Raw genomic sequence first — 19,544 nt, 5'->3', positions numbered from 1 at the left:
GCATGGAGAGTCAGCGGATGAAAGTAGCGATCGTGGGGGGCGGCATCGGAGGCCTGTGCCTGGCATTGGCCCTGCATCAAAGAGGCATTGCCTGCGAAGTCTTCGAGGCCGTGCCCGAGGTCCGCGAGATCGGCGCGGGCATTACCCTGCTGCCGCATGCCATGCGCGAACTCAGCGACCTGGGCCTGCAGCCGCAGCTGGAGGCCCTGGCGATCGAGAACCTGGAGAGCGTGTTCTTCAACCGCTACGGCCAGTTCGTCTACCGCGAGCCGCGCGGCCGCCATGCCGGCTATGAGCTGCCGGAGCTGGGCATCCACCGTGGCCGCCTGCACCGCGTTCTCTTCGAGGCCGCCGTGCAGCGCCTGGGTCCGGGTGCCGTGCACACGGGCCACCGCTGCGTGCGCGTGGACCAGTCGGCCCATGGCGCCACCGTGCATTTCGCGCCGGATGCCCAGGGCCATGTGCCGCCGTCCGCCACGGCCGACATCGTCGTGGCCTGCGATGGCGTCAACTCCGCCGTGCGGCGCCAGTTCTATCCGCAGGAGGAGCTGGCCTTTGGCGGCATCAACACCTGGCGCGGCGTCTCGCGCTTCAAGCCCATCCTCACGGGCAAGAGCTATTTGCGCATCGGCTCGGTCGATACCGGCAAGATGGTGATCTATCCCATCGAGGACAACGTCGACGGCCAGGGCATGCAGCGCATCAACTGGGTGGCCGAGATCCGCGACCCGCAGATGCGCATGAACGACTGGAATCGCGCAGGCCGCATGGAGGATGTGCTGGAGATTTTTGGCGGCTGGACCTTCGACTGGCTGGATGTGCCGGCCCTGATCCGCTCTGCCGAGACCATCTTCGAGTACCCCATGGTGGACAAGGACCCCGTGGACCAGTGGAGCTTCGGCCGCGTGACCCTGCTGGGCGATGCCGCCCACCCCATGTATCCGCGCGGCTCCAACGGCTCGGCCCAGGCCATGCGCGATGCGCGGGTGCTGGCCGACCTGCTGGCTGCCGACCCGCAGGGCGACCCGCTGGCGCTGCTGGCCGCCTATGAGGCCAGCCGCCTGCCCGCCACCAGCCAGGTGGTGCTGACCAACCGCTCCACGCCGCCCGACTTCATCATCATGAAGGCGGACGAACTCAGTGGCGGCCAGCCCTTCGGCCATATCGACGAGCTGATCAGCCAGGACGAGCTGCGTGCCATTGCCCGCCATTACGAGCAGGTGGCGGGGTTTGCGAATCCGCAGTCGCAGGGGTGAAGTGGTTGGGCAATGAGCTGGCTTGGCAGGTATTCAGTATTGCATCCCGACTCTTTTTGGGTCCCTGCCGGGCGGTTGTTTGTCGAGGCCGGGTTTCGGCCCGGCGGCCGACCTCCTTTCTTGTCGCGCGACAAGAAAGGAGGCAAAGAAACGCGCCCAAATGCCCGCGTCCTCTTCGCTTCGCTACGGGGCAACCTGCGTCGTGGCGGTCGCGGGGTTCGCCGTGAAACTCACTTCGCGCTGCGCGCTACGTTCAGACAATCACGGCGAGTCAGTTGACGAAGCAGTCCTGTCCTTCGGCAGGACTGCAACCCCGCACCCGCCACGACGCAGGCGCGGGCATATGGGGAGGAGGGGCCGGGGTGCGGGGGCGACAGGGCGCTACGCCCCGTTGCTTTGTCTATTCGGTGCTCTCAATCCAGGCTGATGTTCGCCTTCTGGATCAGCAGCTTGTACTGGTCCGCCTTGGTCTTGGCGAATTTCTCCATCTCCGGCACCTCCCAGGTGATGGGCTGGAAGGCGAAGGTGGCGAATTTCTCGCGCACCTGCGGGTCCTGCAGCACGGCGACCACGTCGGCATGGATCCTGTCGCGCAGGGCGGCGTCCACGCCCTTGGGCGCCAGCAGGGAGACGAAGGAGTTCACGATCAGGTCGGCGGGGCCGCCCGATTCGGCCACGGTGGGCACGTCGGGCATCTGGGCGATGCGCTGGGGCGCAGCCACGGCCAGGTAGCGGATCTTGCCGGATTTGTAGATGCCCTGGCTGGAGGGGAGGCTGGCAAAGCTCCAGGCCGGATCGCCATTGGCCACCGAGGTGTAGAGCTGGCTGACCTCGCGGTAGGGCACATGGGTCATCTTGCTGCCGGTCAGGAAGTCCAGCCATTCACCGCCCAGGTGGCCGGGGCTGCCGACGCCCCAGGAGCCGTAGCTGACCTTGCCGGGCTCCGACTTGGCCGCCTTGATCAGGTCGCCCATGCTCTTCCAGTGCGAGTTCGTGGGCACGGCCACGAAGAAGGGAGTGAGGAACAGCGGTGCCACCGGGTCGAAGTGCTGCAGCGGATGGAAGTTGCGCTGCTTGTAGAGGTAGGGCAGGGCGGAGACATGTTCGCTGTCGAGCTGCAGCAGGGTGTAGCCGTCGGGCTTGGCGCGGCGTGCGGCTTCGATGGCGACAAAGCCGCCGCCGCCTGGGCGGTTGTCCACGGTCACGCCCTGCTTCCAGCGGGCGGCAAGCTTTTCGCCCACGATGCGCAGCACGGCGTCAGGGCCGCTGCCCACGGCAAAGGCCGTGATCACGGTGACGGGGCGCGTGGGAAAGCTGGCGGCGCTGCTGGAGCCTGCCTGTGCCCAGGCGCAATGCAGCGGGGCGATGGAGGCCAGCAGCAGGGCGGCGCCTGCAAGGGCCTTGCGGCGGGAGGGGGCGGCGCCGAGGCGGCTGGATGGGGATGCTTTCACAGTCTGTCTCCTGTTGGATCTGCTTTTTTCACTGCTTGCAATGCCCCGGTCCTTCTGGCGAGGACTCGGGGCGGGGTAGGGCTGCCGGCAAAAGGTGCGGCGAGGTTCAGCCGGCGTCAGGCTGGGCCAGGGGCGCAGCCTGTGCAAAGGCGGGCAGGGCCGCGCAGGCCCTGTCCACAGCGCTGATCAGCGGCCAGCGGTCCAGGTCCACGCCAAAGCGGCGTGCGCTTTCGATCTGGGGCACCAGGTAGACATCGGCCAGCGTGGGTGCGTGGCCGAAGCAGAAGTCGCCGCGCTGCGTGTCGCGTGCCAGCAGGGCCTCGATGGCGTCGAAGCCGTCGGCAATCCAGGTGGCGCACCAGGCGTTGATGGCGGCTTCGTCCGCACCGAACTGGCGGCGCAGGGTCTGCAGGATGCGGCGGTTGTTGATGGGATGCACGTCGCAGCCCACGATGGCGGCCAGCGCGCGCACCTGGGCGCGGTCCTCGGGGTCGGCGGGCAACAGCGGCGGCTCGGGGTGGCGCTCCTCCAGCCATTCGATGATGGCCGGCGACTGGATCAGCGTGCGGCCATCGTCCAGCGTCAGCGCCGGCACCAAGCCCTGCGGGTTGACCTGCTTGAACGGCGCCTGGGCCTGTTCGTCCACGCGCAGGTCCACGGGAAAGTAGTCAGGGCGCAGGCCCTTGAGGTTGAGCGCGATGCGCAGGCGGTGCGAGGTGCCGCTGCGGAAAAAGCTGTAGAGCTTCATGGTGGTGGTGTCCCCGGTCTTATTCAGGCTGGCCCACGGTGAGCGCGATCTCGCCCACGCCCTGCACATGGCCGGTGATGCGGTCGCCAGGCAGCACGGCGCCCACGCCTTCGGGCGTGCCCGTGTAGATGAGGTCGCCGGGCTGCAGGTGATAGAACAGCGAGAGGTCGGCAATGATTTCGCGGATGTTCCAGATCAGCTTGTCCACGTCGGACTGCTGCTTTGTCTCGCCATTGACGGCCAGTGCAATGGCGCCGGATTCGATCACCTGGCCCGGCATGGGCACGATCTCGCTGGCCACCGAGGACTGCTCCACGTCCTTGCCCAGGTCCCAGGGCCGGCCCTTGTCGCGCGCCACCAGCTGCAGGTCGCGGCGCGTCATGTCCAGGCCGCAGGCGTAGCCGTAGATGTGTTCATGCGCCTGGTCCGCCGCAATGCGAAAACCCGCCTTGCCGATGGCCACCACCAGTTCCATCTCGAAGTGGTAGTTGTTCGTCTCGGGCGGGTAGGCCACCGTGGCACCCGATTCGGTCAGGGTGGAGGGCGCCTTGGTGAAGTAGAAGGGGCGCTCCACGCTCTTGTCCACCGGGCGGCCCATCTCGACGGCATGGGCGTGGTAGTTGCGGCCCACGAAGAACAGGCGGCTCACGGGCAGGCGCTGCGTGCTGCCGCGCACGGGCAGGGATTGGACGGGGGGCGGGGTCCAGAGGTATTGGGGGGCGGTCATGGTATTGGCGATGGGGGAGTAAAGAGAAATCGGAGGATTCAAGGCCGGACTTCGTAGAGGCCCAGCTTTCGGTGCAAAGGCGCCTCGTCGGCCAGGAAGAGGAAGGCGGGCTCGCTGGCGCTGGCATTGGCCAGCGTGGCGGGCGCCCAGCCGGGCACGCAGCAGGTGTCGGCCGGGGCCAGGTCGAAGTGGCGGTCCACGGCGGCCACGCTGGCGCCGCCCTCGATGACATGAAACACGCAGGCCGGCGAGCGCGCGGGCAGCTGCAGCGTCTGGCCCGGGCGCAGCATCAGCGCGTAGAAGCCCAGGATGTTTTCGCAGTCGGCCCCGGTTTCGGGGTTGGTGTAGGCCAGCTGCACGCAGTCCAGGTCCGGCCGGTCGGCGGCCAGCTCCAGCAGCGCGGCACGCGCATCCTTCCACGGGTAGCGCAGCATGGGGTAGGCCTTGGCGCTGCGTGCGAACACCTGCGTGGGTGCCAGGCCGCCACGCGCATACGCCCGGTCGCCACGGCCGGGCAGGGCGGGCTGGCGCGGGCCGTCCACGTGGTAGGTGACTTCCAGGTAGTAGGCCAGGGGCAGGTCCAGCACATCGAGCCAGACCACGGCCTCGTCGCCGTCGTGGCCATGCTCGTGCCACAGGCCCGTGGGCGTGAGGATGAGGTCGCCGCGCTCCATGGGGCATTTCTCGCCATCGACCAAGCTCCATGCGCCCTGGCCTTCCACCACCATGCGCACGGCATTGGGCGTGTGGCGGTGCGAGGGCGCCCACTCGCCGGGCAGCAGCAGCTGCATGCCCAGGTAGATGGAGGAGCTGGCCTGCATCTTCTCCAGCCCATGGCCGGGGTTGGCCAGCACCAGCACGCGGCGCTCGGCCTTTTCGATGGGCGTCAGCTCGCCGGCCTGCATCAGCAGCGGGCGGATGGCCTGGTAGGGCCAGGCAATGGGCTGGGTGCGCGGGCGCGGCGTGTGCGGCGGCATCACGTTGCGCAGGCTGGGCCACAGCGGCACCAGGTTGTTGCGCGTGAGTTCGTCGCGGTAGTCCTGGGGCAGGTCTTCCAGGCGGCCAAGTTCTTGCATGGCGGTCTCCTTGTGTTCAGTCTTCGGCGAGGCAGGTTTCGGCCTTCCAGCCGTACAGCCATTCCATGGCGTCGTAGAAACGCTGGGGCGTGCGGCCCTTCCAGAGGTCGTTGCGCACCAGGCGCTCCACGCCGCTGGCGTGGAAGATGCGGCCCATCTCGCGCGCGGACAGCACCACGCGCGCCGTGCGGGCGATGCGCGAGCGCTCGTACAGCCGCAGTGCCTGCGGCCAGTCGTTGCCGCAGCGCTTGAGCGCCTGGCCCAGCGTCACCGCGTCTTCCAGCGCCATGCAGGCGCCCTGTGCGATGTACTGCAGGGTAGGGTGGGCCGCATCGCCCAGCAGCGTGGCGCGGCCGAAGCTCCACTGGCCAATGGGCTCGCGGTCGGCCGTGGCCCAGCGCTTCCAGCTTTTGGGCAGGTCTATGAGCTGGCGGGCGCGCGGGCAGCAGTCGCTGTAGTAGCTTTGCACCTCTTCGCGGCTGCCTTCGCGCACGCCCCATTCCTCCTGCTCGCGGCTGTGGAAGGTGACGACCACGTTGTACTGCTCGCCGCCGCGCAGCGGGTAGTGCACCAGGTGGTAGTTGGGGCCGACCCAGATGCTGGCCGCGTTCCAGCGCAGGTCCTCGGGGAAGTCGTTCTTCTCCACCACGGCGCGGTACACCACGTGGCCGGAGACACGCGCCGCATCGCCCACGTACTGCTGGCGCACCACGGACTTCACGCCATCGGCGCCGATCAGCGCCTGGCCCACATGGACCTGGCCGTGCTGGTCGCGCACGGTGACGGTGTCGCCCTCCTGCTGCACGGCTTCGATGCGGGTGCCCGTCAGCGTCTCGATATGGCCGTGGGCGCGTGCGCCTTCAAGCAGCGAGGTGTGGATGTCGGCGCGGTGGATCACCGCATACGGGTTGCCAAAGCGGGCGCGAAACGCCTCGCCCGTGGGAATGCGGCCGACCAGTCGCTCATCGAGCGCGTCGTGCATCACCATCTCGTCGGTATAGACCGCGCGGCCACGGGCCAGCTCGCCAATGCCCAGCGCGTCGAAGGCCGCGAATGCGTTGGGCCCCAGCTGTATGCCGGCGCCGATCTCGCCCAGCTGCGGCGCCTGCTCCAGCACCTTGACGGCGAATCCCTGGCGCGCCAGGGCCAGTGCGGCCGCCACGCCGCCAATGCCGCCGCCTGCCACAAGAACGGGCAGCGCCCGGGAAGAAATGCTGGTGCTCATGGATGTCCTGTGCTTCGTGGTGCGTGTCGCCCGCCTGCGGGGCAGCTGCATCGCGGATAATTAACAGTATGCTGACGATGAGTGTAGTGTTGATTTGCATCAGGCCAGCCTGGGGTTTCCCTGGATGCAGGCAAAACGGAGGTGGACAGCGTGTCCGGGTGAATCACCTGTCCGCCAGCCAACGCCAACGGAGGGCGCGGTTCATGCGAACATCTGCGCTTGCCCGCAGGGACCCGGAAAAGAGCGCAATGGCCATGGACTACCAACCCGCAGAACTAGAAAACTACCCCGGCTACCACATCCGCCGCCTGCAGCAGATCGCGGTAGCCGTCTTCATGGAGGAGACCCAGGAATTCGGCGTGACCCCCGTGCAGTACGCGGCGCTGTCGGCCGTGCTGCGCCAGCCCGGCGTGGACCAGCGCACGCTGGCGCGGATGATCGGCTTCGATACCTCGACCATTGGCAGCGTCATCGACCGGCTGGAGGCGCGCGGCCTCATGGTGCGCAACACCAGCCCAGCCGACCGGCGCGTGCGCCTGCTGTCGGTCACCGCAGAAGGCGCTGCGCTGCTGGCCGCTGCCGAGCCCTCGGTGCTGCGGGCCCAGCAGCGCATGCTGGAGCCGCTGCCGCAGGAGCAGCGGGGCCTGTTCATGGACATGATGGCCGTCCTGGTGCGGCAAAACGACGAGCTGGCGCGTGCGCCCAGCACGCTGGCCGCGCGCCGCGCCGCTGCCGACTGAGGCGGCCTCGACCCATGGACTGGGACCATCTGAGATTCTTTGGCGAGCTGGCGCGCAGCGGCAGCATGGCCGCCGCCGCGCGGCAACTGGGCGTGGAGCACACCACGGTGTCGCGCCGCATCCAGGCCCTGGAAAAACAGCTGGGGGCCGTGCTCTTCGAACGCGAAGCGGGCCAATGGCGGCCCACGGAGGCCGGCCGACAGCTGCTGGGCGTGGCAGACGCCATGCAGCGCGCCGCAGCCGGGCTGGAGCGCATGCCGCTGGCGGCGGAATCCACCAGCCAGGGACCGTCCGGCCTGGTGCGCGTGGGCGCCACCGAGGGCTTCGGCACCCAGCTGCTGGCCCCGCAGCTGGCCGCGCTGACGCAGCGCCATCCGCTGCTGAGCATCGACCTGCTGGCCCTGCCGCGCCTGCTGCACCTGTCGCGGCGCGAGGCTGACATCGTCATCTCGCTGGAGCGCCCCACGCGCGGCTCGGCCGTGGTCACCAAGCTCACCGACTACCGGCTCTTCCTCTACGGCCAGCGCGAATACCTTGCGCGCCGCCCCCTGGTGGCGCGTACCGAGGACCTGCGCCACCACAGCTTCATCCACTATGTGGACGACCTGCTGTTCACGCGCGAGCTGCAGCTGCTGTCCACCCTGTTCCAGCCCGAGCGATTTGCCTTTCGCAGCACCAGCATCACCGCCCAGTACGAGGCCGTGCGCGCCGGCGCCGGCCTGGCCGTGCTGCCCGCCTTCATTGCCGACCGCGACCCCGTGCTCAGCCGCGTGCTGCCCGCCGAGGCCTGCTTCACCCGCACCTTCTGGATGAGCATGCCCTCGGATGCCCGGCAGGTTCAGCGCATCGAGGCGGTCTGGGGGTTTTTGCGGGAGGCTGTGCAGGGGATGCGGGAGTTGCTCAGTCCCCGGAGTTGATGCAAGAGGGCTTAACTGCAGGCGGGGTAAGCATCAGCTAATAACGGGAGTCGTTATTGTTGATCCATGATCCTCGATTTCAGATGTGCAGACACCCAGGCATTGATGCTTGGCAAGCGCGTTGCGCGGTTCGCCAACCTGGAGGCCGCTGCCATGCGCAAGCTGGTGCAGCTGAACGCAGCGACCTCCCTGGAGTTCCTGCGCATTCCGCCAGGCAACAGACTGGAGGCTCTGCAAGGAAGCCGCAGGGGCCAGTACAGCATTCGGATCAATGAGCAATGGCGCCTTTGCTTCGTCTGGGCAGATGGCCATGCCAGCCAGGTCGAGATCGTGGATTACCACTGAAAGGACTACAACATGACCCGCGAAGTCAAATGGCCGCACCCAGGAGAAATCCTGATGCAGGAGTGGCTCGAACCCATGGGCCTGAGCCAGTACGCGTTGGCAAAGGCCATCGATGTGCCGCCCCGGCGCATCAACGAGATCGTGAAGGGCATGCGCGGCATCACGGCGGATACGGCGCTGCGCCTTGCGGTCTTCTTTGGCACGGACGCGCAAAGCTGGCTCAACCTGCAGTCCGACTACGACCTTGCCGAAGCCCGCGATGCCATGGCGGACGTGCTGGCGCGAATCCAGCGGTTTGAGCCCTCGCATCCCTGAGCGACCCCAGGGCGCACTTTGCCGTCCGCAGCATGATGCGTCTCCGGCGGTGGTTTGCCCCTGCCGCTATACTGCCCGCCCCGAATCTCGTCATCCGACAGCAGGATCTTCCGGCATGCGCCTCCAAGCCCTTTTGCGTCCACTGGTGTACCTGAGCCTGGCGGGGCTGGCCGCTTGCGGCAGCAACCCGCCCAGCCCCTCGGCGGCCACGCCCGAGTCCACGCCCACCGCGCCGGGCACACCCGTGGCGCCCATCAGGATCGGTCTGGCCCTGGGCGGCGGGGCCGTGAAGGGCTTTGCCCATATCGGCGTCATCAAGATGCTGGAAGCCAATGGCCTTGCGCCTGCGGTGGTGTCCGGCACCAGCGCGGGCAGCGTGGTGGGGGCGCTGTATGCGAGCGGCATGAACGCCTTCGAGCTGCAGGAAAAGGCCGTGGCGCTGGATGAAACCAAAATCCGCGACCTGCAGCTGTCCTCGGGCGGCCTGCTGGTGGGGCAGAAGCTGGAAGACTATGTGAACGAACAGGTGGGCCGCAAGCCGCTGGAGCAGCTGGCCAAGCCCTTCGTGGCCGTGTCCACGCGGCTGGAAGACGGCGAGCGCACCGTGTTCGCGCGCGGCAATACGGGGCAGGCGGTGCGTGCCTCCAGCAGCATTCCGGGTGTGTTCCAGCCCGTGGCCATCGGCAAGTTCCACTTCGTCGATGGCGGCATCACCAGCCCCGTGCCCGTGGACGCCGCGCGCCAGCTGGGCGCCGACCTGGTGATCGCCGTGGACATCTCCAACAAGGCCCGTGGCAAGGCGCCCGAGAACATGCTGGGCGCACTGGGCCAGTCCATAGCCATCATGGGCCAGAAGCTGGGCCAGGCCGAGCTGGCCCGCGCCGACATCACCATCCGCCCCAAGGTGCTGGACATCGGCCCGGCCGACTTCACCCAGCGCGCCAGCGCCATTCTTGAAGGCGAAAAGGCTGCCGTGGCCGCCATGCCCCAGATCCGCGAGCGCATCGCCCAGCTGCAGGCCGAGCGCGCCAAGGCCGCGAAGCTGGCCCAGCAAAAGGCGGCCGAAGCCCAGCACCAGGCCTGCCTGGAGCAGCGCTCGCGCATGCAGAAGCTGGCGGAGATGGCGGGGATGGACGGCGCCTGCGCCAGTCCTTGACGGGGTTCAAGGCAGTGCGGAGCATGCCGGTGTCATGACGAATGAAAAGAATGGGCTTCGACTGGTGAAGCCATGCAGATCGCGGGCATGTGTAACGACATAATGCAGGCTTCCGTTCCGTGTCCTTTCTTCACTGATACAAGCCGCCGCCATGGAAATAGTGCCGCAAGCGAGCCAGTCAAACAGCGAACCTGATGATCACGACAAGGGTGAAATACCCAATGAGGCGAAATTCTTTCAGAACACCAAACGCACTGAACGCGCCTTGCTTCAAAAAATCGAGGGTTTGAACGTTTCCGCTGATGCGAAGGCCATCCTGGCCAATCTGCTGCGCTTGTCATCGCAGGTCGGACGCCGACTGGTGCGCATCGGGCGGAAGATTCTTGATCTCATCTTTCTTACGTTAGACCAGTTCCCCACCTTGGCATTCGCCACAGCGGTTGCCTTGGTGGTCGGTGCATTGTTGAGCGCAGTACCGCTGATAGGAACATTACTTGGAGCGTTGTTGAGCCCGCTGGCGATTGCATTGGGCATTGCCTACGGAGCCAAGAAAGAGATGGATTCTCCAGATCTGCAAGACAGGATTCGCCTGTTTGTTGCGCAATTCAAAGCGGCGCTGGCATGAAGCAAATCCACGAAATTTCCAGCGAAAATTTCACTCTGGACGGTGTGGAGCAGGTTGTTGCCGAGCCGCTGCGGTTCAAGGCAAAGTTGGCGATTGGAGAGAACGCCTATCGCTCTTTGCGAATGGTCAACCGGGGCCGTGAGCTGTGGGATGTTCTGGGGGCTGCTGGAACTGGCGCGGCAGTCGCCAAGTCGAGTCTGGTGGCTTCAACATTCTTTGCGCCATCTGGGCTATTGGGCGCAATCGGTATTGGAACCGCTGCCACACCGCTTGGGTGGGTCGCTTTTGCTGCATTGGCCTCGGGAGGAGCTTGCTATGGGCTCTATCGCATGTTTGCCAACAGCCGTGGATCTCGGGTCATTGAGATCCCCAAATTCCTGAATACGCCTCTCGATGTGCTTGCCTTGTCATTGTTCGACCTGATTGCACCGCTTGCCCTACGAATTGCTGCTGTAGGCGGAAAAATCGACCAGGAACAGCGCAGCGTGCTGGTGGAGCATTTGGTGGAAGAGTGGGGGTTTGACCCGAATTTCGTCGGTCAGGCCGTCCCGCTGCTGGAAAGCCAACTTGGACAGGGTCAGCCGCAGGACGTTGCCCAAGAGCTTGCCACCTTCCTCCACGCCAACCCGGACTGCAATCATGTGGCGATCGCTGCCGATCTGGGTGACTTTCTAAGGTCTCTGCTGGAGACTGGCAAACCACTTTCAGAGTCTGAACACACGTTGCTGAATGCCTGCATTGCCACGCTTTCGCAAGTTCCGGAGGGGGTGATGTCCAAGGCTTGGACTCAGGCCCGCCTCCGGGCTGCACAAGTTGCCGACGGCGTCGGCGGTACGCTGAGGGAAGCCAGCAAGAATTTGCCCAGCATGGAAGAGTTGCGTGATGCTGCCGACTCGACAGTTAACCAGGTCCGGCAATCTGCCCTGCGAGTGGGTACGTTGGCCAGCCAGGTTTTGCCAGAGCCCGCGCAGTTGAAGGAGGCGGCAAGACGATCACTTGCGCTGGGCAAAGCCGGCGTGGACAGGATCAAAAACCGCCTTTCCCGGTAGTTGCTGTCCTTGCTGCGGTTCTACCTCTTGCCTGGACGTAGCTTGGAGTCCCTGCGCTGTTGTCTGTGCCGAGAGCGATTCATGTCCGTAGTTCATTCATACACCGGATACCGACGGCACAGCTCCGTCACCTGATCGCGCACCTGCGCCGCCACCTTGGCAAAGCGGGCGCCTTCCTGCGCGTCCAGCGCATCGAGCACATCGCACAGCCAGCCGGCCAGCTGTTCGCACTGCGCCTCGCCGAAGCCGCGCGTGGTGACGGCGGGCGTGCCTATGCGCAGGCCCGAGGTCACGAAGGGCGAGCGCGTGTCGTTGGGCACGGTGTTCTTGTTGGTGGTGATGTGCGCTTCGCTGAGCGCGGCGTCGGCATCCTTGCCGGTGTAGCTGCGGTCGGACAGGTCGATCAGCATCAGGTGGTTGTCCGTGCCGCCCGAGACGATGCGGTAGCCGCGCTGCTGGATCACGGCGGCCATGGCGCGGGCGTTGGCCAGCACCTGGCGCTGGTAGGCCTTGAACCCGGGCTGCAGCGCCTCCTTGAAGGCGACGGCCTTGGCGGCGATCACATGCATCAGCGGCCCGCCCTGCACGCCGGGGAACACGGCCGAGCTCAGGCGGCGGTTGAAGGTTTCGTCCTGTCCCTTGGACAGGATCAGGCCGCCGCGCGGGCCGCGCAGCGTCTTGTGCGTGGTGCTGGTGACCACATGCGCGTGGGGCAGGGGGCTGGGGTATTCGCCCGCGGCCACCAGGCCTGCGACATGGGCCATGTCCACCCAGAACACGGCGCCCACCTTGTCGGCAATGGCGCGCATGCGGGCCCAGTCCTTGTGGCGCGAGTAGGCAGAGAAGCCGCCGATGAGCATGCGGGGCCGGTGCTCCAGGGCGATGCGCTCCATCTCGTCGTAGTCGATCAGGCCCGTGGCGGGGTCCAGGCCGTAGGGGACGATGCGGTAGTGGCGGCCCGAGAAGTTGGACGGGTTGCCATGCGTCAGGTGGCCGCCCTGGGCCAGGTTCATGCCCATGACGGTGTCGCCGGGCTGGGCCAGCGCCAGGAACACGGCGGCATTGGCCTGGGCGCCGGCATGGGGCTGCACGTTGGCGTAGTCGCAGTCGAACAGCGCCATGGCGCGTTCCACGGCCAGGCGCTCGGCCACGTCCACGTTCTCGCAGCCGCTGTAGTAGCGCTTGCCGGGGTAGCCTTCGGCGTACTTGTTGGTGAAGACCGAGTTCTGCACCGCCATCACCAGCGGGCTGGCGTAGTTTTCGGAAGCGATGAGTTCCACATGGTCTTCCTGGCGGCGTTTCTCGCTCTGGATGGCCTTGGCCAGCTGCAGGTCGAAGTCGGCCAGGGTCAGGGATGCGTCGTACATGGGTGAATGGTTCCTGTGTCGGGGCAAGGGCTGTAGGGAGCGATGGTCATGCAGCCGCCAGCTGGCCTGCGGCGGGTGCGCCTGCCTGCGCGGCGCTGGCCGACTCCAGCAGGCAGGCCAGGCGGGCGACGATGTCGTCGATCTGGCGCTCGTCGCAGATCAGCGGCGGCAGCAGGCGGATGGTGGATTCGCGCGTCACCGTGATCAGCAGGCGCTGCTGGGCCAGCGCGCGGCCCACCAGGTCCTGGCAGTTGCGGTTCAGCTCGATGCCCACCATCAGGCCCTGGCCGCGCACGGCCAGCACGTCGGGGTGGCCGTGCAGCGCCTGCTGCAGGCCGTTGAGCAGGCGCCGGCCCAGTTGCCTGGCGCGGCCGGGGATGTCCTCGCTCTCCATGATGCCCAGCACCGTGCAGCCCACGCGGCAGGCCAGGGGGTTGCCGCCAAAGGTGGAGCCATGCTGGCCGGGCGAGATCAGGTCGGCCGCAGGCCCGCGCGCCAGGCAGGCGCCGATCGGAATGCCGTTGCCCAGGGCCTTGGCCAGGGTCATCACATCGGGGGCGATGCCCGCGTGCTGGTGGCCGAACCAGGCGCCGGTGCGTCCCAGGCCGGTCTGGATCTCGTCCAGCATCAGCAGCCAGCCGTGCCGGTCGCACAGGCTGCGCAGCTGGCGCAGGTAGTCGGGGCTTGCCAGGCGGATGCCGCCTTCACCCTGCACGGGCTCGATCAGCACGGCCACGATGTCGCCATGCTGGGCGGCGGCGTGGTGCACGGCCGCGATGTCGTCATAGGGCACGCGTACGAAGCCCGGCATCAGCGGCTCGAAGCCGCGCTGCTTGGCCGGGTTGCCGGTTGCCGACAGCGTGGCCAGCGTGCGGCCGTGAAAGCCGTTGTCCATCACCAGGATCTGAGGCCGCGCCACCTGCCTGCGGTGGCCGTGCAGGCGCGCCAGCTTGAGCGCGGCCTCGTTGGCCTCGGCGCCGGAGTTGCAGAAAAAGGCCGTCTCCATGCCGGCCAGGGCGCACAGGCGCTGGCCCAGGCGTTCCTGCCAGTCGATGCGGAACACGTTGGAGGTGTGCAGCAGCAGGCCGGCCTGCTCGGCAATCACGGCGGCGATTTCCGGGTGCGCGTGGCCCAGGGCGGTCACGGCCACGCCGGCAATGGCGTCCAGGTATTCGGTGCCGTGCTCGTCCCACAGCAGGGCTCCACGGCCACGAACGAAGGACACGGGCTGGCGGGCATAGGCCTTCATCAGGCGGGAATCAAGGGGTTGCATGGCTTTTTGCATGTCAAGGTCCTCAAGCGGGGTCAGGGTTGAATCGAAAAGGGTGGCGAGGGGGCGCGCTCAGGGCAGTGCCAGGGCGGCGGGATCAGGGCCGCCTGCGGGCCAGTAGAAGCTGTCCGGCTGGGCGCGGGCGCCGAAGATGGCCTGGCCCACGCGCACCACGGTGGCGCCTTCCTCGATGGCGATCTCGAAGTCGCCGGACATGCCCATGGACAGCTCATCCAGCGAGATGCCCGCCGGCGCGCTCTGGCGCAGCTGGTCGCGCAGGCTGCGCAGCAGCACGAAGCACTGGCGCACGCGCTCGGCCTCGCTGGAGAACAGGGCCAGCGTCATCAGGCCGCGCACGCGCAGCGCACTGAAGGCGGGCAGGGCCTGGACAAATCCCTGCACCTCGTCGGGCGGCAGGCCGTACTTGCTGGTCTCGCCCGAGGTGTTGACCTGCACGAACACATCCAGCGCCCGGCCTTCGGCCTGCAGGCGGCGGTCCAGCGCCTCGGCCACGCGCAGGTTGTCCAGCGCCTGGAACTCGCTGGCAAAGCGCGCCACCAGCCTGGCCTTGTTGGTCTGCAGGTGGCCGATGACGGACCACTGCAGATCGGCCAGGTCCTGCATGGCCTCCCACTTGCCGAAGGCTTCCTGCACCTTGTTCTCGCCCAGCATGCGGCAGCCCGCCGCGTGGGCCAGGCGCAGGCTGGACTCGGGCTTGGTCTTGCTCACGGGCAGCAGGCGCACGCTGGCCGGGTCGCGCCCCGCGCGGCGGCAGGCAGCGGCCATGCGCGCCTGCACGGTGGCCAGGTTGTGCCGGAAATCGTCCACCGTCTCGGCCTGGGGGTAGCGGCCGTGCTGGTCGTGGCGGGTCAGGGTGTCGGCGGCTTGGGCGGTGCCGCCGGTGGTGTCTTGTGTCGCAAGCATGGTTTCAGCTCCTTTTGATGGCGGCATCGGCGGCGGGCACGTTGCCGGTGCCCGCCTCGCTGCGGGCGGCCCGGCGCGGCCACTGGCCGTTGAGCACGGCATGGGCGACCAGGCCGATGACCAGGCCCCAGAAGGCGCCGCCTATGCCCAGCATGGAAATGTTGGCGGCGGCGGCCAGGAAGGTGATCAGCGAGGCCTCGCGGGTTTTGGCATCGGCCAGCGCATTGGCCAGGCTGCCGCCGATGGTGCCCAGCAGCGCCAGACCCGCCAGCGTGGTGATGAAGGTGGCCGGGAACGCCATGAACACGGCCGCCAGCGTGACGCCGAACACGCCCACCAGGATGTAGAACACGCCCGCAGCGATGCCCGCGATCCAGCGCCTGGACGGCTCTTCATGCGCCTCCTTGCCCGTGCAGATGGCGGCCGTGATGGCGGCGATGTTGAAGGCGTGCGAGCCGAACGGCGCCATCAGCAGCGAGCCCAGGCCCGTCAGCGTGACGATGGGGTTGGCGCTGGTCCTGAAGCCGTCGTTGCGCAGCACCAGCATGCCGGGCATGTACTGGCCGGTCAGCGTGATCAGGAACAGCGGCAGGGCCACACTCAGCAGGGCGTTGAACGTGAATTCCGGCCGCGTGAACACGGGCGCGGCAAAGCGCAGCTGCAGCCCGGACAGGTCCACACGGTCCTGCGCCAGCAGGAACGCCAGGCCCAGCGCCAGGATGCCGACCACCGCATAGCGCGCCGTCAGCCGCTTGAGCAGAACGTAGGCCACGATCAGCAGGCCGGCCAGCAACGGGTCCACGCTCATGCCGCCAAAGGCCTTGATGCCGAACTGCAGCAGGATGCCCGCCAGCAGGCCCGAGGCCACGCCGGGCGGAATCAGCCGGATCACGCGCTCGAACCAGCCCGACAGTCCCAGCACCACGAAGGCCGCGGCCGACACCACATAGGCGCCCACGGCCTCGGCATACGGCGTGGTGGCCAAGGCCGTCACCAGGAAGGCGGCGGCTGGCGTGGACCAGGCCGTGATGATGGGCTCGCGCGAGAGCCAGCTCAGCACCAGCCCGGTGACGCCCACGCCAATCGAAATCGACCACACCCACGAAGCCGTGAGCTCCGGGCTCAGGCCGGCCACCTTGGCGGCCTGGAACACCAGGATGAAGGTGCCGCCGTAGTTGACGATGACCGAGATCAGCCCGGCCACAACGGGGTGGATGAGGTCGCTGAAGCGAAGGGGTGAGTGTGTGTCTGATGAAGGCATGGTCTTCTCGTTTTCCTTGGGGGTTGGATTCCTGGCTGTCTGGGGAAATGGGTATTTGAGCGCCGAAGTGGACTGAATGATCCATACACTTCTCTCTCTTGTTTCAGACCACTTTGCATTGGGCGCGCAGCGTTTGCGTCATTACAATGGCCTGCCAAAGAGGTGCAATGAGATGAAAGGCGGCAGACCGCATGAGCAAGACCTTCGAGCTTGAGACCCTGAAGATCCGCATGGGAGATGCCGACCTGCGCCAGCTGGACCTGCACCAGCGGGTGCAGCGCGCCATGCGTGCGCTGATCCTGGATGGGGCGCTGCTGCCGGGCCTGAAGCTGCCGGCCACGCGCTCGCTGGCCGACTCGCTGGGCATTGCCCGCGACACGGTGGAGAACGCCTACACCCAGCTGCACCGCGACGGCTTCATCGTGCGGCGCCAGGGATCGGGCAGCTATGTCTCCGAGACCATCGGTACCGAGCTGCGGGGCCGGGCGGCGCGGCGCGGCCGGTCGTCCGAGCATGAGCGCAGCGCCCAGGTGGCCGCAGCGGGCAGGGCAGGCGCCGGCCTGAGCCGGCGCGGCCAGGCCATTGTTGACGGCGGAGGCATCGCCGACCAGCAGACCATTCGGGCCTTTGCCACCGGCCTGCCCGAGACGCGCACCTTTCCCACCGATGTCTGGGAGCGGCTGCAGCGCCAGGCGCTCAAGGACTACCGTGCCAGCGTCCTGCTGCACGGCGACCCGCAGGGCGCCGAGCCGCTGCGCAAGGCCATTGCCACCTACCTCAACCTGGAGCGCGGCGCCAAGGTGGACGCCGGGCAGATCGTGGTGCTCAGCAGCACGCGGCAGGCGCTGTTCCTGTGCGCGCAGCTGCTGGTGGACGCGGGCCGGCCCATCCTGCTGGAGAACCCGGGCTACTTCGGCGCCCGCAAGGCCTTTGAATCGGCCGAGGCCAAGGTCCTGCCCATCGACGTGGACGCGCAAGGCATACGCACGGACCTGCTGCATGCCGACCGCAGCGGCGCCACCTGCGTCTACGTCACGCCGTCGCACCAGTACCCCACGGGCGTCACCATGCAGCTGGAGCGGCGGCTGGACCTGATCCGCTGGGCGTTCGAGAGCGGGCGCTGGATCATCGAGGACGACTACGACAGCGAATTCCACTACGACGGCATGCCCACCGCCTGCGTGCAAGGCCTGGACAAGCACGCGCGCACCATCTACATCGGCACCTTCGGCAAGACCCTGTACCCGGGCCTGCGCATGGGCTACATGGCCTTGCCGCAGGAGCTGGTGCGCGCCTTTGTCCAGGCGCGCAGCATCATGGACGGGCACACGCCCCAGATCCAGCAGCTGACGCTGGCGCGCTTCATGGAAGACGGCCACTACAACTCCCACGTGCGGGCCATGCGCAAGCTGTACGCGGGGCGGCGCGAGGTCATCCTCGAATCCATAGGCAGGCACCTGGCCGGCATCGTCACCGCGCCACGGCCCCAGGGCGGCATGCAGGTGCCCTGTCTGCTGGAGCCCGGCTGGTCCGAGGAAGACACCATCCGCCGCGCCGCCGCGGCGGGCGTGCTGCTGCAGGGGCTCAGCCGCCTGTACGCGGGCGAGCAGCGGCAGCCGGGCTGGCTGCTGGGCTATGCCTCGCTCACGGCCTACGAGATCGAGGCCGCCGTGCTGCGCCTGGCCAACGCGCTGCGAAAACCCTGACAGGTTGGGAGACGCCGGACGCTGCATGCCTCAGTAGGGCAGGGGAAAGCGCCCGGTCAGGTCGGACACGCCTTCGTGGATGGACTTGAGCGTGCGCGCGTTCATGGTGCCGCTGCGTATGCCGCCCAGCGTGGCAAGAATCATGTCGCCGATCTCGCGGAACTCGTCGGCGCCCATGCCGCGCGTGGTGCAGGCCGCGCTGCCCACGCGGATGCCCGAGGTCACCAGTGGCCGCGCGCCATCGCCGGGCACGGCGTTCTTGTTGACCGTGATGCCGATCTGCTCCAGCGCCGTTTCGGCGGCCTTGCCCGTCAGCTCCCAGGGGCGCAGGTCGATCACGCCCAGATGGCAGTCCGTGCCTGCGGACACCACGGACAGCCCGCCCTGCGACAGCCGGTCGCACAGCACGCGGGCGTTGTCCACCACGGCCCGCGCATAGGTGCGAAAGGCGGGCTTGAGCGCCTCGCCCAGCGCCACCGCCTTGGCCGCCACCACATGCATCAGCGGGCCGGACTGCAGGCCCGGAAACACGGCGGCGTCTATGCGCCTGGCGATCTCGGCGTCGGCCGAGAGGATCATGCCGCCGCGCGGCCCGCGCAGCGTCTTGTGCGTGGTGGTCGTGGTCACATGGGCGTGCTCCACGGGGGAGGGGAACACGCCCGCGGCCACCAGCCCCGCCACGTGCGCGATGTCGGCCATGAAGATGGCGCCCACCCGGTCGGCAATGCGGCGGAACTCGGCCCAGTCCATCTGCCGTGAATAGGCCGAGCCACCGGCAATGATGAGCCTGGGCCGCTCCTTCAGCGCAATGCGCCGCACCTGGTCCATGTCGATGAGTTGGGAGCGGGCGTCCACCTCGTAGCTGATGGACTGGAACCACTTGCCCGACACGCTCACGCTGGAGCCGTGCGTCAGGTGCCCGCCCGAGCGCAGGTCCAGCCCCATGATCTTGTCGCCGGGCTCCAGGAACGCCAGGTACACGCCCTGGTTGGCCTGGCTGCCCGAATGCGGCTGCACGTTGGCGTGCGCGCAGCCGAACAGCGCCTTGGCACGCGCAATGGCCAGGTTCTCGACGGCATCGGCATTGGCGCAGCCGCCGTAGTAGCGCACGCCCGGATAGCCCTCGGCGTATTTGTTGGTCAGCACCGAGCCCTGCGCCTCCATCACCGCGCGGCTCACGAAGTTTTCAGAGGCAATCAATTCAATCGAGCGCGACTGGCGAATCCGCTCGGCCGCGATGGCATCCCAGGCCTCGCTGTCTGCCTGTTGAAGATCCAGTGAATTGATTTTGGGGAGCGATAAATCGTCCATGTCGCATTGGCTGTCTTGGAAGCGCTGAAGCACGGGAATCGGCAGCGCCCGGGTTATGAAAGGATTTTGAAACCA

At 67.3% G+C, this 19,544-nt stretch carries 19 protein-coding genes; 9 read left to right on the top strand and 10 right to left on the bottom strand.

Annotated elements, in window-relative coordinates; all coding sequences use genetic code 11:
* The first annotated feature begins 17 nt into the window (after positions 1 to 17).
* Positions 18 to 1,256, top strand: coding sequence for a flavin-dependent oxidoreductase (locus tag ACUTR7_RS02475; RefSeq protein ID WP_043791955.1), 1,239 nt, complete (start codon positions 18 to 20; stop codon positions 1,254 to 1,256).
* A 413-nt stretch (positions 1,257 to 1,669) separates the two neighbouring features.
* Here the strand turns inward: ACUTR7_RS02475 and ACUTR7_RS02470 are convergent, their stop codons facing one another.
* From ACUTR7_RS02470 to ACUTR7_RS02450, 5 genes are all read right to left on the bottom strand, one after another.
* Positions 1,670 to 2,707 (bottom strand): Bug family tripartite tricarboxylate transporter substrate binding protein, encoded by a 1,038-nt coding sequence (locus ACUTR7_RS02470; RefSeq protein WP_445608026.1) that lies wholly within the window; start codon positions 2,705 to 2,707, stop codon positions 1,670 to 1,672.
* A gap of 106 nt (positions 2,708 to 2,813) precedes the next feature.
* A complete protein-coding gene (maiA, locus tag ACUTR7_RS02465) occupies positions 2,814 to 3,455 on the bottom strand; it encodes a maleylacetoacetate isomerase (RefSeq protein ID WP_239971311.1) in 642 nt (213 codons plus the stop codon).
* 19 nt (positions 3,456 to 3,474) lie between these two features.
* On the bottom strand, positions 3,475 to 4,182 hold the full coding sequence (locus ACUTR7_RS02460; RefSeq protein WP_445608025.1) for a fumarylacetoacetate hydrolase family protein: 708 nt from the start codon (positions 4,180 to 4,182) through the stop codon (positions 3,475 to 3,477).
* A gap of 38 nt (positions 4,183 to 4,220) precedes the next feature.
* Complete coding sequence (locus ACUTR7_RS02455) at positions 4,221 to 5,258, bottom strand: cupin domain-containing protein (RefSeq protein ID WP_278534576.1); 1,038 nt, start codon at positions 5,256 to 5,258, stop codon at positions 4,221 to 4,223.
* Between the two features lie 16 nt (positions 5,259 to 5,274).
* Positions 5,275 to 6,483, bottom strand: a complete 1,209-nt coding sequence (locus tag ACUTR7_RS02450; protein ID WP_445608024.1) for a 3-hydroxybenzoate 6-monooxygenase — start codon at positions 6,481 to 6,483, stop codon at positions 5,275 to 5,277.
* A 203-nt stretch (positions 6,484 to 6,686) separates the two neighbouring features.
* On the opposite strand from ACUTR7_RS02450, the gene ACUTR7_RS02445 reads away from it, so the two are divergent.
* The 7 genes from ACUTR7_RS02445 to ACUTR7_RS02415 all read left to right on the top strand — a co-directional run bounded on the left by ACUTR7_RS02445 (position 6,687) and on the right by ACUTR7_RS02415 (position 11,630).
* Positions 6,687 to 7,223: a MarR family winged helix-turn-helix transcriptional regulator gene (locus ACUTR7_RS02445; protein ID WP_012205532.1), complete on the top strand. Its 537-nt coding sequence runs from the start codon at positions 6,687 to 6,689 to the stop codon at positions 7,221 to 7,223.
* Positions 7,224 to 7,237: 14 nt separating this feature from the next.
* The gene (locus tag ACUTR7_RS02440) at positions 7,238 to 8,140 is read left to right on the top strand and encodes a LysR family transcriptional regulator (RefSeq protein ID WP_013802476.1); all 903 of its coding nucleotides are present in this window, start codon (positions 7,238 to 7,240) and stop codon (positions 8,138 to 8,140) included.
* A gap of 66 nt (positions 8,141 to 8,206) precedes the next feature.
* On the top strand, positions 8,207 to 8,485 hold the full coding sequence (locus ACUTR7_RS02435; RefSeq protein ID WP_013802475.1) for a type II toxin-antitoxin system RelE/ParE family toxin: 279 nt from the start codon (positions 8,207 to 8,209) through the stop codon (positions 8,483 to 8,485).
* Positions 8,486 to 8,497: 12 nt separating this feature from the next.
* Positions 8,498 to 8,800, top strand: a complete 303-nt coding sequence (locus ACUTR7_RS02430) for a HigA family addiction module antitoxin (protein WP_013802474.1) — start codon at positions 8,498 to 8,500, stop codon at positions 8,798 to 8,800.
* A 115-nt stretch (positions 8,801 to 8,915) separates the two neighbouring features.
* Positions 8,916 to 9,956 (top strand): patatin-like phospholipase family protein, encoded by a 1,041-nt coding sequence (locus ACUTR7_RS02425; protein ID WP_445608023.1) that lies wholly within the window; start codon positions 8,916 to 8,918, stop codon positions 9,954 to 9,956.
* 151 nt (positions 9,957 to 10,107) lie between these two features.
* Positions 10,108 to 10,581 carry a hypothetical protein gene (locus ACUTR7_RS02420; protein WP_445608022.1) on the top strand — a complete coding sequence of 158 codons (474 nt, stop codon included), beginning with the start codon at positions 10,108 to 10,110 and terminating at the stop codon, positions 10,579 to 10,581.
* Positions 10,578 to 11,630 (top strand): hypothetical protein, encoded by a 1,053-nt coding sequence (locus ACUTR7_RS02415; protein ID WP_199961675.1) that lies wholly within the window; start codon positions 10,578 to 10,580, stop codon positions 11,628 to 11,630. Before ACUTR7_RS02420 ends, ACUTR7_RS02415 begins: the two co-directional genes overlap by 4 nt.
* A 92-nt stretch (positions 11,631 to 11,722) precedes the next feature.
* On the opposite strand, the gene glyA is transcribed toward ACUTR7_RS02415, so the two are convergent.
* The 4 genes from glyA to ACUTR7_RS02395 are packed head-to-tail and all read right to left on the bottom strand — an operon-like array spanning position 11,723 to position 16,452.
* The gene (gene glyA / locus ACUTR7_RS02410; protein ID WP_445608021.1) at positions 11,723 to 12,997 is read right to left on the bottom strand and encodes a serine hydroxymethyltransferase; all 1,275 of its coding nucleotides are present in this window, start codon (positions 12,995 to 12,997) and stop codon (positions 11,723 to 11,725) included.
* Positions 12,998 to 13,043: 46 nt separating this feature from the next.
* Complete coding sequence (locus tag ACUTR7_RS02405; protein ID WP_445608020.1) at positions 13,044 to 14,282, bottom strand: aspartate aminotransferase family protein; 1,239 nt, start codon at positions 14,280 to 14,282, stop codon at positions 13,044 to 13,046.
* A gap of 57 nt (positions 14,283 to 14,339) precedes the next feature.
* Entirely contained in the window at positions 14,340 to 15,191 is an 852-nt protein-coding gene (locus tag ACUTR7_RS02400) for a YggS family pyridoxal phosphate-dependent enzyme (RefSeq protein ID WP_445608019.1), read from the bottom strand.
* A 4-nt stretch (positions 15,192 to 15,195) separates the two neighbouring features.
* Positions 15,196 to 16,452: a benzoate/H(+) symporter BenE family transporter gene (locus ACUTR7_RS02395; RefSeq protein WP_192367584.1), complete on the bottom strand. Its 1,257-nt coding sequence runs from the start codon at positions 16,450 to 16,452 to the stop codon at positions 15,196 to 15,198.
* A gap of 191 nt (positions 16,453 to 16,643) precedes the next feature.
* Here ACUTR7_RS02395 and pdxR point away from each other — a divergent pair, with 191 nt between their 5' ends.
* Complete coding sequence (gene pdxR / locus ACUTR7_RS02390) at positions 16,644 to 18,158, top strand: MocR-like pyridoxine biosynthesis transcription factor PdxR (RefSeq protein ID WP_180317104.1); 1,515 nt, start codon at positions 16,644 to 16,646, stop codon at positions 18,156 to 18,158.
* A gap of 30 nt (positions 18,159 to 18,188) precedes the next feature.
* Here the strand turns inward: pdxR and ACUTR7_RS02385 are convergent, their stop codons facing one another.
* Positions 18,189 to 19,469: a serine hydroxymethyltransferase gene (locus ACUTR7_RS02385; RefSeq protein ID WP_012205540.1), complete on the bottom strand. Its 1,281-nt coding sequence runs from the start codon at positions 19,467 to 19,469 to the stop codon at positions 18,189 to 18,191.
* Positions 19,470 to 19,544 lie beyond the last annotated feature (75 nt).

The sequence above is a fragment of the Delftia sp. NA_296.1 genome, assembly GCF_052692095.1.
This window is presented reverse-complemented; position numbering and strand designations above follow the sequence as displayed.